This is a genomic window from Cupriavidus numazuensis (assembly GCF_905397435.1).
Taxonomy (GTDB): Bacteria; Pseudomonadota; Gammaproteobacteria; order Burkholderiales; family Burkholderiaceae; genus Cupriavidus; species Cupriavidus numazuensis.
This window is the reverse complement of sequence record NZ_CAJPVI010000075.1, coordinates 20103-34257: the sequence shown is the minus strand read 5'-3', so window position 1 is coordinate 34257 and position 14155 is coordinate 20103. Positions and strand designations below refer to the sequence as shown.

The following is a 14155-nucleotide window of genomic DNA, read 5'->3' as shown; positions in this document are numbered from 1 at the left end:
TTGCCGCTGGCCATCAATTCCACGGCGGCAGTGGTTCAAACGGCTTTGGACGCCTGCGATGGTGGTCGGCCGTTCCAACCTGCTACGCCATGTGAGTCAGAACCTGTGCCTGACGCGGCACGGCTTTTGGACGATCCCCAAGACGGACTCGGGTACAGCGTTTCAACAGCGCCAGCGGTGGGACGCCTTCGGCTGCGCTGCGCGCACGTCCTAGTCGGGATGCAAGCTCATCAATACCCTTGGCGCCCGAGGGTCTGACTTCTCTCCCTCTCTCCACTTCGCGCATGCGCGGGCCTCGTCACCGAGGCGTGGTTTGCCCTGGGCTGGCGACCTCAGACTAGGGCACTGCGCGTAGCGCAGCCGAAGGCGATCACACGATATCGGTAGCAGCAGGGGCCACAGACGCTTGCAGGGCTCGTTCAATCAGCGCGGTAATTCCTCTCACGGTCGTGCACCACGCGGCAGGCAGCCTGACTGACTCTGAAGCCCATACCCGTACAACACCCCTGGCCCACTACGATAAAAATTCGCCCCTTTGGGGCAACCAAAACGCGTTTTTGGTTACTTTTGTCGCTCGGACAAAAGTGACTCGCCGGCTACGCCGGCGAAACCGCGGCGTCCGCCAAGCACGATAACCCACCCCTAACGAGAAGCCCCGCCGGCTACGCCGGCGAAACAGCCACGCATGCCAAGCACCCCCCCCAGCCAAATCCCTACCTCACCAACTGATTAATCTCAATAATCGGCATCAGCACCGCCAAAACAATCAGCAGCACCACAACACCCATCGTCAAAATCAACAGCGGCTCCAGCAGACTGGTAAGAAACAGCGTCCGCCGCTCCAGTTCCTGCGCCTCACCCTGCGCGGCACGATCCAGCATCACAGGCAAATTCCCCGTCGCCTCGCCAGAGCGAATCAAATGCACCAGCACAGGCGGAAACTGGTTCTGGGCCGCCAGGGCCCGCGCCAGCGACGCGCCTTCACGCACCCGCGTGGTTGCATCTTCCACATTGGCCCGTAGCGCCTCGTTGGTCAGCGTCTCCCCAGCCGCCTGCAAGCTCCGCAGGATCGGCACCCCCGCTGACACCAGAATCGCCAGCGTGCCGGCGAAGCGCGCGGTGTTGTAGCCACGGGTCAGCTTGCCGATCAGTGGCGCTGTCAGCAGCCAGCGGTGCCATTCGAGCCGCACAGCGGGCTGCTTGAGCAGGCTGCGCACGAACATGGCGATCACAGCGATCACCGCCAGCGCCGCCCACCACCAGTTCCGCACGAAATCCGACAGCGCCAGCATGATGATCGTCAGCGTCGGCAGCTTCTGCTTGGTGTTGGCAAACACGCTGACTACCTGCGGCACTACGTAAGACAGCAGGAAGATCACGATCGCAAACGCCACCACCGTGACGATGGCCGGATAGGTGAAGGCGAGCCGGATCTTGGAGGTCAGCGCATTGCGCGATTCGATGTAGCCGGCCAGCCGCTCCAGCACCAGCCCGAGGTGGCCGGAGTGTTCGCCAGCGGAGACCAGCGCACGGTAGATATCGGGAAAATCGCGCGGATGCTGGGCCAGTGCCACCGACAGCGAGCTGCCGCCCATGACTTCGGCGCGGATGCCGGCGAGAAGCTCGTGCACATACGGCCGCTCGGCCTGGTCGGCCAGTGCGCCGAGCGCTTCGTCGAGCGGCAGGCCGGAAACGATCAGGCTGGCGAGCTGGCGCGTGAACAGCGCCTGTTCCTGCGTGGAGAACCGGCGCGTGAACAGCTGGGATCCGCTGCGCGGAGCCTGGCCGGCGCCGGCCAGCGGATCGACCGTCAGCGGCGTCAGCCCGCGCGCACGCAGCTGCGAACGCGCTTGCCGCGGGCTGTCGGCCTCGATGACGCCGCGGTCGGTCTTGCCGAGCGCGTCGGCGGCTTCGTAGCGGAAGGCGGGCATGGCGGCGTTCCGTCAGTCGCGCGTGACGCGCAGCACTTCTTCGAGCGCAGTGGCGCCGGTGTCGATCCAGCGCTGCGCATCGCCGCGCATGGTCTGCATGCCATGCGCGAGCGCGACCTGCTTGATCTCCGACTCGGGCTGCTGGCGATGGATCATCGTGCGGATCTCGTCGTCGACGGTCAGCAGCTCGTACACGCCCATGCGGCCCTGGTAGCCCGAATTCGCGCACTTGTCGCAGCCGACCGGATGCCACACATGCTGCAGCGGCTTGCCTTGCGTATGCAGCGTTTCGGCGTCGCTGGCGGTGACTTCGATGACTTCCTCGCGCTTGCAATGCGGACACAGCCGGCGTACCAGCCGCTGCGCCAGCACGCCCAGCAGCGACGACGACAGCAGGAACGGCTCGATGCCCATGTCCACAAGCCGCGTGATCGCCGAGGCCGAGTCATTGGTGTGCAGCGTGGCCAGCACAAGGTGGCCCGTCAGCGAGGCCTGCACCGCGATCTGCGCGGTCTCCAGGTCGCGGATTTCACCGATCATCACCACGTCCGGATCCTGCCGCAGAATCGCGCGCAGGGCCTTGGCGAAGGTCATGTCGATACGTGCGTTGACCTGCGTCTGGCCGATGCCGTCGAGGTCGTATTCGATCGGATCTTCCACCGTCATGATGTTGGTGGAGCGCGCGTCCAGCCGCGAGAGCGCTGCGTACAGCGTGGTGGTCTTGCCCGAGCCGGTCGGCCCGGTGACAAGCACGATGCCGTGCGGCTGGCGGATCAGCTCGTCGAAGCCGCCCAGCGTGCGCGGCGACATGCCGAGCTTGGCCAGGTCGAGGCGGCCCGCCTCTTTGTCCAGCAGACGCAGTACGGCGCGCTCGCCATGGCCGGTCGGCAGCGTGGACACGCGCACGTCCACCGGGCGGCCGCCCACGCGCAGCGTGATGCGGCCGTCCTGCGGCAGGCGCTTCTCGGCAATGTCGAGCTGCGCCATGATCTTGATGCGCGAAATCAGCGCACCGTGTAGCGCCTTCTTCGGACGCACCACGTCGCGCAGCGTGCCATCGACGCGGAAACGCACGACCGACGCCGATTCGAACGGCTCGATGTGGATATCCGACGCGCCTTCACGCGCGGCCTGCGTGAGCAGCGCATTGATCATGCGGATGATCGGCGCGTCGTCTTCGGACTCGAGCAGGTCTTCCACGGCGGGAATGTCCTGCATCAGGCGCGACAGGTCGACTTCGCCTTCGACTTCGCCAACCACCTGCGCGGCGCTGCCGTCCTGGCGGTTGTACGCGTCGGACATGGCGCGTTCGAGCGCATCGGGTTCCATCACGCGCAGGCGCAGCGCGCCGTGCACGCGTGCCACTTCCGCAAGCGCGGCGGGCGACGTGGCACGGCTGACCCAGACTTCAAGGCCGTCGGCGCGCTGGTGCGCGATCAGCAGAGGCGCTTCACGCGCAAAGCTGTACGACACCAGGCGCGCCGCCATCGGTGACGGCGGCTCGTGGATATCCTGGCTATCAGGGGCGGCTTGGACTTCGCTTGCCATGGTCAGGCTCAGTTACGGCGGCCGGCATCCGGCGATGCCGAGCCGGCGAGCGTACCGGGATTGCCTTGCTGCGTGAGCGGTTGCGGTTGCAGTACCGGCTGCGGCTGCTGTCCTGGTGCCGTCTGCGGCACGGATTGCGGCAACGGCAGCGGACTCTGCACTGGCCCGTTGCCACGCGGGTCGACGAACGGCGTGGTCGGCGCATCTGCCGGTGGCAGCACCGGCGTGTTGGCGTCGCGCACCATGATGTTAGGCGAGACGAAGCCGGTCTGCTGCGCGCGCATGTAGTCGTAGCGGTCCTGCGTCAGGCGGTCGGCCGCGCCGGACGTACGCATCACATACGGGCGCAGGAACACCAGCAGGTTGGTCTTGGAGCGGTTCTTGTTCTCATAGCGGAACAGGCCGCCGATCCACGGGATATCGCCCAGCAGCGGCACCTTCTGCACGCCGTCGCCGTAGGAGTCCTCGATCAGGCCGCCCAGCACGATGATCTGGCCATCGTCGACGAGCACGTTGGTTTCGATCGAGCGCACATTGGTGGTCGGACCCTGCACCTGCGCCAGCGTGCCCGGCACCACCGACGACGACTCCTGGAAGATCTGCATCTTGACCAGGCCGCCGTCAGTGATCTGCGGCCGCACGCGTAGCGTGATGCCGACGTCCTTGCGGTCGAAGGTCTGGAACGGCGTGACCGAGGCCGCGCCGCCGGTCTGCGCATAGGAGCCGGTCGTGATCGGAATGTTCTGGCCGATCAGGATCTTGGCTTCCTCGTTTTCGAGCGTAATCAGGTTCGGCGTCGAGAGCAGGTTCACGCTGCCGTTGCTGCCCAGCGCGCGCAGCAGCGCGCCCAGGCCCAGCGCCTTGTTGACGATGCCGAGGTTCAGGCCGCCGAGGTCCGGCACCAGTGCCTGCCCGGCAGCGATGCCTGCGGTGTGGTTGGCGTTGTAGAGCGCACCCGCCAGCGTCAGGTTCAGGATGTTCTGTCCGCCGGTGCCGAAGTTAGTGCCGGCGAACACGTTGTTGTTGCCGCTGCCGGAGCTGATCAGCCCTTGCCACTGGATGCCGAGTTCGCTCGCCTGCGTGGCGGTGACTTCCACGATCATCGATTCGATGTAGACCTGCGCGCGGCGCGCGTCGAGGTCCTCGATCACCGCGCGCAGGTTGCGGTACACCGGTTCGGTGGCCGTGATGATCAGGGCATTGGTGGACGGATCGGCCTGGATGATGCCGCCCGTGGTCGGCTGGGTGTTCGGGTTGAACGATGCCGCGAACGCCGAATTGCCATAGGCACCGCCGCCCGTGCTCGATCCGCTGGTGCCGGTGGAACGCATCCCGGCCTGGCTGGCGGTGGTGCCGCCGGTGTACTGGCCGCCGGTCGGCGTCGAAACGTTGGTCAGGCCGCCGGCCCCTGCCGCGCCCGCAGCGCCTGGTTGCGTGCTCGTGGCAAAGCTGCTGTCCGCGGCGACGATGGCGCGCAGCGTGGCGGCCAGCTTGACCGCGTCGGCATTCTTGAGCGGCACGACCCAGATATTGCCGGGACGCGCATAAGGCTGGTCGAGCTTTTCGATGAGCGTGCGTGCCTGCTGCAGGCGCGCGCGGCTCGAGGCGCGGATCATCAGCGAGTTGCTGCGCGGCTCGGCCACCACAGTCGTGCGCAGGCTGCTGTCGACGGCTGCGCCGCCACCGCCCGCGCCGGCCGTGGCCGATGCCGGGTCGAGCAGCTTCTGCAGTACCAGCGCCGTGTCGCTGGCGATGGCGTTCTTCAGCGGTACCAGTTCGACTTCGCCCGAGGCCGGCGCATCGATCGCGGCGATGATGCGGCCGAGGCGGCGCAGGTTCTCGGCATAGTCCGTGATCACCAGCGTGTTGTTGGCCGGGTAGGCGGTGATGGTGTTGTTGGGCGCGATCATCGGCCGCAGCACCGGCACCAGGTTGTTGGCCGACTCGTAGTTCAGGCGGAACACCTGCGTCACCACCTGGTCGCCGCGCCCGCCACCGCCGCCGACCACGATCGGGGACCCCTGCAGCTTGGCGTCCGCTTCGGGCACGACCTTGGTGAAGCCATTGCTTTCCACCATCGCGTAGCCCTGCATGCGCAGTACCGACCCCAGCGTTTCGAGCGCCTGGGCGCGGGAAACCGGCTGTTCGGTGACCAGGTTGACGGTGCCCTTCACGCGCGGGTCGATCACGAAATTCTTGCCGGTGGCCTGGCCTACGGCCTTGACGACGGAATCGAGGTCGGCGTTGACGAAGTTCAGCACCACCTGGTCCCGGTTGCGCGGCGTGATATCCGGCGGCGCGCCCGGGCTGGCGGGCTGCTGCGCCCATAGCGGCGTCGGCGCCAGCAGCGAAAGGCCGCACAGCAGGGCCACGGCACGGGCACTGGCGGTCTGGAAGAAGGGTCGGGTGGCTTCGGTTTTCATGTTTGGTTCCGGTCGGCTCCTGGCGCTGCCTGGCATCAGAAGCGCAGCCTTGTCACATTGTTCTCTCGTCGTCCCAGCAGGCTCAGCAGGCTGACCAGCTGCGTGGCGGCATCGGGCTCGGCATTGGCCGTGCCTTCAAAGCGCGCCTGCCGGCCCAGCGTGCCGCTGCCATCAAGATGCAGCGGTCCGGCGATGGTGCTCAGCGCGAGCTTGCCATCGGCGCCGTTCCAGTCGATCTCGGCGCGGTAGCTGCCCAGCGGACGCAGGCGGCTCACCGCCGACGACACTTGTTCGATGCGCAGCGTGATATGCCCGTACAGCAGCCCGCCCGCAAATTTGCCCTGCAATGCCGACCAGTCCGCCCTCATGAGGCCGTCCGGGCGCAGCGTGTTGAATGGCGCGCCCACGCCTTCGAGCAGCGCGGCCGGCAGGCGGATGGCGCCCGCCTGCGCGGTCCAGCCGCCCGGCGTGACGGTCAGTCTTACCGGGGCCGGCATGGCCTCGGTATGCGTGAGCACCATGCGCGCGGAGCCGGTCAGCAGCGGCCAAAAGGCCACGGACCATTGCAGCCGGCCCGGCAACACCGTCGCGGTCTGGCTGCCTGTGCCGGCCGACAGCGCCAGCGTGGCGCTGCCGTGCCACAGCGAGCCCGCGGCATCGGCCAGCAGCACGCGCCGCTGCGTGCGGGCAGCCACCGTGTCGGCAATCCACGCAGCCGGCAGCATGGCCAGCACGGTGATGCCGGCCGTGGCCAGGCCCAGCAGCAGCCAGCCCGCGCGACGCCAGCCAGCCGGGCGGCGCAGCTTGCGCCGGGGCAGCCGCAGCGACTCCAGCCGTACCATCAGCTGCGGCCGCCCGGACCCTGCAGGGTCGCGCTGACATTGACCAGCGCGGTGGCGCCTACATAGACAATGCGTGCGTCCGTCACCTTCAGGCGCTGCTGCTGGCGCACGTCCTGCAGCCAGCCCGCGACCGCGCCGAACGGCGCCTTGTCGAGCTGCACCTGCACGCTGTTGTCGGCACCGGCGGCCAGCCGAGTCGCCTTCAGACCGTACTTGCCGAGGCTCTCCTGCAAGGCCTGCGTGAGCGCGTCGCCGCGCAGTGCTGGCGCCGGGCTCGCGTTCAGGCCGCGCGCTTCCTGCGCCAGCGTTTCCATTTCCGCCAGGTCCGCGCGCATCACCGGGAGGCTGCGCGACAGGCGCGCGCGGCCGTCGGCCGCCGGCTCCCACAGCACGCTGTAGATCAGTACCAGGCCCAGTACCGCTGCGCCGCCACCGAGTATGGCTTGCTCGCGCGGGTTGCGCGCCGACCAGAAGGCGTCGAACTGATCGCGCCAGGCCTGCGGCACGCGCGGCTTGAGGCGCGCCAGCGTGGCGCGGGCCGAAGGGCGGCCAGGCGCCGCGGCAGCGTGCGGTGTCTGGGTGCGGAGATTGTCTTTGCTCGGACTCATGGTTCGGTTCACAGGCCTGGCTTGATGACCCAGCGCGAGCCGGCCGGTCCGACGGCGCGCGTGGCATCCGCCGTCTTGTCTTCTTCCATCTGCAGGCCGGCCTGGCGCGCGGCCCCGCGCAGCGCCGCGGTATCGGTGCCGGGCTTGAGCGTGGCAACCAGCGTGCGGCTGCGGTACTCGAGCGCCTGCAGGCCATCGGGCGGCAGCTGGCGCGCGGCCTGCGCAAAGCGGTCGGCCAGCGGCAGGAAATCGTCAGGCGTGCTGCGCCCGCTGGCCAGCCGGAGCTGTTCCACCTGGCGGCGCATCTGCAGCGGGGCATCGAGCACGGTCTGGATCTGCGGAAACGCGGTGTGCAGCGTCTGCAGCTGCGCGGTTTCCAGGCGCTGCTGTTCACGGTGCAGCATCAGCCAGTGGATGTTCATGCCAAGAAGCTGGACCAGCACGATGCCGGCAGCCAGCGCAAGCGGCAGGCGCCAGGCCAGCAGGTTCCAGCGGTCGGCGCGTCCCTGGGCAAATTCGAACTGGGCGAGATCGAGGCCGGGTTCCTGCAGGCAGCGTTGCGCGCCGGCGATCCACATGCGCCAGTCGGCCGCACTGGCCCGTCGCAACGCCGGTACCGGCGCGTTGGCCACGGCGTTGGCGTCGCCATGCCAGAAGCCATCCGGCGCCAGCGCCTGCCAGGCGGCAAGCGCATCGGTGCCGAGCAGCAGGCCATAGCCTTCATGGCGGCCGGTGCGCACCGTGAGTTGCCATTGGCCGCTGGCGGGCGCGTTCCCGGGCGCCAGCGTCGGTTCGACCATGCCTTCGGCCTGTACCAGCGAAGTGGCCGATGCCTCTACAACCAGCGTGGCGGGTTGCGCCGCGGCGTTGCCGCTATCGGTGGCATCGGCGCTAACAGCTGGCGCGGTTAGCGGCAGGCACATCTGCGCCGGCAGGATATGGCGGCGGCGGTGGCGATGTTCGGCAAAGCCGTCGAGTACCGCGCGCAGCCAGGCCCGGTCGGCCACCATCAGCAGGCGGCGGCGCGGGCCGCGTGCGGGCCGCGCCGGCTCGCCGTCCAGCGCTGGGCCCACGCCAATGTGGCAGGGCTGCGCGTCGGTGGCCAGGGCGTCTTCCACCAGATTGGGCAGTGCCTGTTTCAACCGCGCCGGCGGCAGCGGCGGCACCGTGGCGGTGGTGAGCAGTACGTCACTGGCGGCAAGGATCAGCACCAGGCGCTCGGCGGGCGGCAGCGCGGCGATCTGGGCGTGGCCTTCGCGCAACACTTCCGGCGCCTGCGCGGCGTCGGAGCGCCGGGCAGCCGGCATGCCGGAGTCGCGTACCAGCGCGAACGGCAGGGCACCGAAGTGCCACGGTTGCGGTTGGTCATGCGGCCGATGCGGCAGGCGAACGTACAGGGTGGTGCTCAAGATTTCCTAGCTTTGACGTCTGTGGAACCGTGCTGGGGGCGGATTGCCGGGGCAGCGGAATGGCCTGGGCGCGGAGGTGCCGGCTGCGGACACGGACTGGCAGGGAGGCGCCGCTCGGCGTGGCGCCACGATTGCGGCAGCGCCGCAGCATACCTTGCCTGTGTGACTAAACCGCGTCAATAGCATTCTCCCCCTGTAGCCGGGCCGGCAATGGCGGAAGCAGCGTGCCGCAGGGCACGCAAATCTGCGCTATGGCTCATCGCATGTCGGGCAGGCGGTCGGTGTCGTGGATCCACAGCACACGGGTGGTGTTGGCGTTACCCAGCACCTCGCCCCGGTAGACCAGCGATACCTGCAGCCGGCTGGCGCGCTCATGGCGCACCAGGCCATAGATCAGGAAATAGTGCGAGCGCACGTCCAGCATGGAGGAAAGATTGCCGGTGTCGGCCTGCGGCGCCACGCTGCTCAGCTTGGTCTGCAGGTCGCCGACATTGTTGAAGTACGCGCGATCGCGTTCGCGCACCAGTTCGCGCGCGCGGTCCAGCGCCAGGTTGGCGATGACCGCCGATAGCACTTCGGGCTCCGCCGTATTGGCGTTGACCATCGTGCGCTCCGGCAGCACGATGATGAACGGTTCCAGCGCCGTGACCATTTCGGGCGTGTAGCCCGGGATCGCCAGCAGGCTCTGGGCGCTGTCCGGCGGGCGCGGCGCCGGCTGGCCGTCGGTGCCGCCTTGCGCGGCGCGCAGCATATAGCGGCCGGTGGTTTCGGCCAGCGACGGGTTCAGGCCCACGGTCTGCAGCAGGCGGCGGTAGGCCGCCAGCGCGGCCGGATCGACCGTGGCCGCGCGGCCCTGTGTCGGCGTGGCCGTCCACAGCACCAGGTTGGTCAGGTTGAAGCGGGCCTGGGCGTCCAGGATGCGGCCCGATAGGAACGACGTCTCGCCGGCCTGGTCGGTGCGCAGCGCGGCGCCGAGGAAATCCGACAGGCGCGTCTCCGCGATCGGCACGGCCCACGGCTCGCCCAGTTCGTCGACGCTGGTGCGGCGCTGGTCATCACGCAGGATGAGCCGGGCCCAGTCCACGGCCGCGCGCTCGATCCACGTGGCCTGGGCGAGTAGCCGCTGGTTCTCGATCGAGCGGATCTGCACCTGCTGGCGCCACAGCATGCCGGAAACCACGACCACGGCGAGCGTGACCATCAGCAGCGCGGTGACCACAGCGGCACCGCGCATGCGGCGTCGGGACGGAGGCAGGGGGCGTCGGCGCATGGTCACAGGCCGGTCATGCAGATCTTGCGGAAATCGCGCGGCGAATCGCCGTCGCCCATGCGGGCCTGGATGGACAGCTCGACGGCGCGAACGGCCACGCTGGTGGTACTGGCCGTAGCGGTCGCCGCCACGGCGCTGGCGCCGGCAGGATTGAACAGCGCGCCGCGGATGCGCCCGTTGTCGGCCAGCCAGCCCGCCGGATCGATCCATACCCGCGCGCCGAGACTGTCTACGTCGGCAAGTACCTGGCGTGCCTGCACATTGTTTTGCCGGCCGGCCTGGCGCAGTGAAAGCAGGGTGGACTGCACGGCGGCGCGGCTGTCCACCGGCGGCGCGGCGAGGCGTACCAGGGCGCTACCCTCCAGCCGGTAGCTCAGCGCCTGCCACATCGGCGGCTGGTTCTCTTCGCGGCGGTCGCGCACCATCAACACCTGGCCGGGCGCGACCTCGACCGGGCTGGCCTGGAGCAGGCTGGGGTCGGACAGGTGTTCGCAGTCGGACTGGAACTGCCCGTAGAGCACCTTTAGCGCATCAAGCCTGGCGTCGTGGTCGGTCAGGCGTTCGCGGCTGCGCGTCATGCTGTCCAGCGCGCGCCAGCCGATCGCGGCCATGACCGCCAGCAGCGTGATGGCCACGAGCATTTCCAGCAGCGTGAAGCCGCGCCGGGCCGTGCGGCGGTCAGAGCAGGTTGCGCGTTTCATTGGGAATGATGGTGACCAGCCAGGCCAGCCGCACCGAGCGGTCGGCGGCCGACGGATAGACCGCGACTTCCACGCGCCGGAACGCGGGGTTGGGCGTGCCGGAGACACTCTGTTCGCAGTAGAGCGGCGTGCCGCCCTGCGGGCAGGCATAGCCGCTCACGCCGGGCTCGGGCCAGGTCTTGGACAGTCGCAGCGTGGCAAGATGGTTCTCGGCGCTGAACTCGGCCAGCATGCGCGCCTGCAATGACGCGCTGGCATCGACCATGCTCCCCATGGCCCGCATGGCAGCCGTCAGCGCCACGGCCAGGATTGTCAGCGCCACCAGCACTTCAATAAGAGTGAAGCCGTGCCTCTGACGGCGACGATGCGTGCGCGCGATCATGGCGTGCTGGCAAAGTAGCGGCCGCCACCGTCGCCGGTGATATCGACGCGGATATCGCCGCGTACCAGTACCACCCGCTGCGGGCCGTCGATCAGTTCGCGGCCGAAGACCAGGCGCGGCGGGCCGCCCGTCCCGGCGTTGCGGCCGCCTTCGGCGACGATCACCTGATCTGGTTGCAGGCGCCACTGGCCTGGCGCGAATACATCGGTACGCATGGGGATCCAGCCGTTCGGCGTGGATTCGAGGAAGCGCCAGCCGCCGGGGCTGCCTTCCCAGGCGATGGGGCGGGCGCCGAGCTGGGCTTCTTCCTGTGCCAGCTCGAACAGCCGCGCGATGCGCTGGCCGTCGTCCAGCAGGCGTCCGCGCTCATTGGGCGACGCGTTGACCGCGACGAGGGAAATGACAATGCCGGCGATCACCATGACCACCAGCAGTTCGAGCAGCGTGAAGCCCCGTGGCCGGCAAGCGGCGGCGCGGCGGCGCGGGGCCGGTTTCATATTGCCGGTGCGGCGTTATTCCCAGTTGCCGATGTCGGCGTCATTGCCGTTGCCACCGGCCTGGCCGTCGGCACCAAAGCTGAAGACGTCGATCTCGCCGCGCACGCCGGGGTTCAGGTACTGGTACGGATGGCCCCACGGGTCCTTGGGCAGCTTTTCCAGGTAGCCGCCGCCCTTCCAGTTGTTCGGCACAGGCTCGGTGGTCGGCTTGGCCACCAGCGCGGCCAGGCCTTGTTCGGTCGTGGGATAGCGGCTGTTGTCGAGCCGGTAGAGCTTGAGCGCCTGCATGATCGACGAGATGTCCTGGCGCGCCGCGACGATACGGGCCTCATCGGGGCGGCTCATGATCTTCGGCACCACCAATGCCGCAAGCACCCCCAGGATGACGATCACCACCATGATTTCGATCAGGGTGAAGCCGCGGCTGCCGCGATTGGCGTGAGAGCGGGGCGAACGTGTGGAGCGGGTACTGGCGAATAGGGGTGCGAATCTGCGCATCGTGTCTGGACCTCGTGCTGGATAGCGGGGCGGGCCGCTGGCCACGCACCCGGCGTTCGACAGCCAGTATAACCGCCACCCCATGACTGTTTTTTGTGGCGAGGAATTCTCGCCGGCCGTAGTCTGATTTGCGTCACGACATTCCGCGTCGCACAATAAAACTTGCATTTGAAATACTGCTTATCTAAGATGTCACCACGATGCAACTGACCCGCTTCTCCGACTACGCGCTGCGGCTGCTGATGTACGTCGCGCGCGCCGACGGCAGCCGACCCATCACCATTGCCGAAGTGGGGCAGCAGTTCGACATTTCGCACCACCACCTGGTGAAGGTGGCGGCACGCTTGTCGAAGCTGGGCTGGATCACCGCCACGCGCGGCCGCCACGGTGGCCTGGAACTCGGGCCGCAGGCCGGCGAGCTCACGATTGGCACGATCCTGCGCGAGCTGGAAGGGCACAAGCCGGTCATCGACTGCGACAACCCGCCCTGTGCGCTGAATGGCAACTGCCGGCTGCGCCGGGCGCTGGACGAGGCAGAGCAGGCGTTCTATCGCTCGCTTGATACGGTCACCCTGGCGGATGTGACCGGCAGCCAGACTGCCGAGTCGATCATCCGGCTGCATCGCGATTTTGTGAGCCGGCGTACGGCCTGAACGGCACGCTTTGAGCCGCTGTTCTGGCGTTACACGTGCGCCGGCTTTGTTGTGAGTAAAAACATGCATTTTATTTGCATGATTTAAAACGGAGCCTTGCCTGATGTTGTCTGCTGCTTCCCGCCCCTATATCGATGCCAGCGTACCGGTGCTGCGTGAACATGGCCTCGCCATCACCACCCATTTCTACCGCGAGATGCTCGCTGCGCGGCCTGAACTGACCCAGCTCTTCAATATGGGCAACCAGGCCAACGGTTCGCAGCAGCAGTCGCTCGCCTCTGCGGTGTTTGCCTACGCTGCCAATATCGACAACGCCAACGCGCTTGCGCCGGTGGTCGAACGCATCGTCCACAAGCATGCAGCCGTGGGCCTGAAGCCCGCGCACTACCCGATCGTTGGCCGGCACCTGCTGGGCGCCATCTCGGCCGTGCTCGGCGAAGCCGCCACGCCCGAACTGATTGCCGCCTGGGACGAAGCCTACTGGCTGCTGGCCGGCGAGCTGATCGCCGCCGAAGCGCGCCTGTACCAGAGCACCGGCATGGCTGCCGGCGAACGCATCGCCGTGCGGGTCGACCGCCGCGAAGTGCAGAGCGACACCGTGGTCGCGCTGACGCTGTCGGCCGTGGATGGCCAGCCGCTGCGCGATTTCCGCCCGGGCCAGTACATCAGCGTCGAGGTTGCGCTCGACGATGGCAACCGCCAGCAGCGCCAGTACTCGCTGTCCGCGGAGCGCAGCCTGCCGACGTGGCAGATCTCGGTCAAGCGCGAGGACGGCGATCACGCCACGCCGGCCGGCGCCGTCTCCAACTGGCTGCATGCCAATGCGCAGGTCGGCACCGAACTGTCCGTCAGCGCGCCGTTTGGCGACTTCGCGCCGCGCCTGGATGGCCACCGCCCGATCGTGCTGCTGTCGGCCGGTATCGGCATTACGCCGATGCTGTCGGTGCTGCGCACGCTGGCCGCGCAAGGCTCCAAGCGCGAGATCCTGTTCGCCCATGCGGCACGCGACGGCCGCCACCACGCCCACCGTGCCGACGTGGCCTGGGCCAGGGAGCGCCTGCCGCAACTGCGTACCCATGTCAGCTATGAACAGCCGCAAGCCGCCGATGTCGCGGGCCGCGACTACGACCACGCGGGCACCATGCCGGTCGCCGCGCTGCTCGATGCCGCCGATAACCGCCTGTTTATCGACGGCGACTTCCACCTGTGCGGACCGCTCGGTTTCATGCAGGCGCAGCGGCACGCGCTGATCAGCGCCGGCGTGCCGGTCGGGCATATTCACCGCGAAGTGTTCGGCCCGGATCTGCTCGACGACCTGTTGTAAGCCGTCACAGACACGGTCATAGGGGTCTGGTACGCTTGGCGCGTTCCTTGTCGAGCGTATCCCTGATTC

The 14155-nt window shown here is 68.0% G+C and carries 14 protein-coding genes; 3 read left to right on the top strand and 11 right to left on the bottom strand.

What is annotated here, in order from left to right:
* The coding region (locus tag KHO41_RS36565; protein ID WP_211958109.1) for a hypothetical protein at window positions 1-214 on the top strand (214 nt) is incomplete at its 5' end.
* Window positions 215-713: 499 nt separating this feature from the next.
* Here KHO41_RS36565 and gspF read toward each other — a convergent pair.
* From gspF to gspG, 11 genes are all read right to left on the bottom strand, one after another.
* Window positions 714-1931, bottom strand: a complete 1218-nt coding sequence (gene gspF / locus KHO41_RS36560) for a type II secretion system inner membrane protein GspF (RefSeq protein WP_211958108.1) — start codon at window positions 1929-1931, stop codon at window positions 714-716.
* Window positions 1932-1943: 12 nt separating this feature from the next.
* Window positions 1944-3479: a type II secretion system ATPase GspE gene (gene gspE, locus KHO41_RS36555; RefSeq protein ID WP_211958107.1), complete on the bottom strand. Its 1536-nt coding sequence runs from the start codon at window positions 3477-3479 to the stop codon at window positions 1944-1946.
* An 8-nt stretch (window positions 3480-3487) separates the two neighbouring features.
* Window positions 3488-5902: a type II secretion system secretin GspD gene (gene gspD, locus KHO41_RS36550; RefSeq protein ID WP_211958106.1), complete on the bottom strand. Its 2415-nt coding sequence runs from the start codon at window positions 5900-5902 to the stop codon at window positions 3488-3490.
* Window positions 5903-5937: 35 nt separating this feature from the next.
* The gene (locus KHO41_RS36545) at window positions 5938-6744 is read right to left on the bottom strand and encodes a type II secretion system protein N (protein ID WP_211958105.1); all 807 of its coding nucleotides are present in this window, start codon (window positions 6742-6744) and stop codon (window positions 5938-5940) included.
* The gene (locus KHO41_RS36540) at window positions 6744-7352 is read right to left on the bottom strand and encodes a type II secretion system protein M (RefSeq protein ID WP_211958104.1); all 609 of its coding nucleotides are present in this window, start codon (window positions 7350-7352) and stop codon (window positions 6744-6746) included. The genes KHO41_RS36545 and KHO41_RS36540 overlap by 1 nt, the downstream gene beginning before the upstream one ends.
* 8 nt (window positions 7353-7360) lie before the next feature.
* Window positions 7361-8761 (bottom strand): type II secretion system protein GspL, encoded by a 1401-nt coding sequence (gene gspL, locus KHO41_RS36535; protein ID WP_211958103.1) that lies wholly within the window; start codon window positions 8759-8761, stop codon window positions 7361-7363.
* A 256-nt stretch (window positions 8762-9017) separates the two neighbouring features.
* Window positions 9018-10031, bottom strand: a complete 1014-nt coding sequence (gspK, locus tag KHO41_RS36530) for a type II secretion system minor pseudopilin GspK (RefSeq protein ID WP_211958102.1) — start codon at window positions 10029-10031, stop codon at window positions 9018-9020.
* 2 nt (window positions 10032-10033) lie between these two features.
* Entirely contained in the window at window positions 10034-10732 is a 699-nt protein-coding gene (locus tag KHO41_RS36525) for a PulJ/GspJ family protein (protein WP_211958101.1), read from the bottom strand.
* On the bottom strand, window positions 10710-11114 hold the full coding sequence (gspI, locus tag KHO41_RS36520; protein WP_211958100.1) for a type II secretion system minor pseudopilin GspI: 405 nt from the start codon (window positions 11112-11114) through the stop codon (window positions 10710-10712). The genes KHO41_RS36525 and gspI overlap by 23 nt, the downstream gene beginning before the upstream one ends.
* The gene (locus tag KHO41_RS36515) at window positions 11111-11611 is read right to left on the bottom strand and encodes a GspH/FimT family pseudopilin (protein WP_211958099.1); all 501 of its coding nucleotides are present in this window, start codon (window positions 11609-11611) and stop codon (window positions 11111-11113) included. Before KHO41_RS36515 ends, gspI begins: the two co-directional genes overlap by 4 nt.
* A gap of 15 nt (window positions 11612-11626) precedes the next feature.
* Window positions 11627-12109 carry a type II secretion system major pseudopilin GspG gene (gene gspG / locus KHO41_RS36510; protein WP_211958098.1) on the bottom strand — a complete coding sequence of 161 codons (483 nt, stop codon included), beginning with the start codon at window positions 12107-12109 and terminating at the stop codon, window positions 11627-11629.
* Window positions 12110-12309: 200 nt separating this feature from the next.
* Between gspG and KHO41_RS36505 the strand changes: the two genes are divergently transcribed.
* Window positions 12310-12762 (top strand): RrF2 family transcriptional regulator, encoded by a 453-nt coding sequence (locus KHO41_RS36505; RefSeq protein ID WP_211958097.1) that lies wholly within the window; start codon window positions 12310-12312, stop codon window positions 12760-12762.
* 103 nt (window positions 12763-12865) lie between these two features.
* A complete protein-coding gene (gene hmpA / locus KHO41_RS36500) occupies window positions 12866-14086 on the top strand; it encodes an NO-inducible flavohemoprotein (RefSeq protein ID WP_211958096.1) in 1221 nt (406 codons plus the stop codon).
* Window positions 14087-14155: the final 69 nt, after the last annotated feature.

Bases quoted from the DNA above. Each gene is read 5' to 3' on its own strand.
- gspF (WP_211958108.1), bottom strand. From the start codon at position 1,931: ATGCCCGCCTTCCGCTACGAAGCCGCCGACGCGCTCGGCAAGACCGAC.
- gspE (WP_211958107.1), bottom strand. From the start codon at position 3,479: ATGGCAAGCGAAGTCCAAGCCGCCCCTGATAGCCAGGATATCCACGAG.
- gspD (WP_211958106.1), bottom strand. From the start codon at position 5,902: ATGAAAACCGAAGCCACCCGACCCTTCTTCCAGACCGCCAGTGCCCGT.
- KHO41_RS36545 (WP_211958105.1), bottom strand. From the start codon at position 6,744: ATGGTACGGCTGGAGTCGCTGCGGCTGCCCCGGCGCAAGCTGCGCCGC.
- KHO41_RS36540 (WP_211958104.1), bottom strand. From the start codon at position 7,352: ATGAGTCCGAGCAAAGACAATCTCCGCACCCAGACACCGCACGCTGCC.
- gspK (WP_211958102.1), bottom strand. From the start codon at position 10,031: ATGCGCCGACGCCCCCTGCCTCCGTCCCGACGCCGCATGCGCGGTGCC.
- KHO41_RS36525 (WP_211958101.1), bottom strand. From the start codon at position 10,732: ATGAAACGCGCAACCTGCTCTGACCGCCGCACGGCCCGGCGCGGCTTC.
- gspI (WP_211958100.1), bottom strand. From the start codon at position 11,114: ATGATCGCGCGCACGCATCGTCGCCGTCAGAGGCACGGCTTCACTCTT.
- KHO41_RS36515 (WP_211958099.1), bottom strand. From the start codon at position 11,611: ATGAAACCGGCCCCGCGCCGCCGCGCCGCCGCTTGCCGGCCACGGGGC.
- gspG (WP_211958098.1), bottom strand. From the start codon at position 12,109: ATGCGCAGATTCGCACCCCTATTCGCCAGTACCCGCTCCACACGTTCG.
- KHO41_RS36505 (WP_211958097.1), top strand. From the start codon at position 12,310: ATGCAACTGACCCGCTTCTCCGACTACGCGCTGCGGCTGCTGATGTAC.
- hmpA (WP_211958096.1), top strand. From the start codon at position 12,866: ATGTTGTCTGCTGCTTCCCGCCCCTATATCGATGCCAGCGTACCGGTG.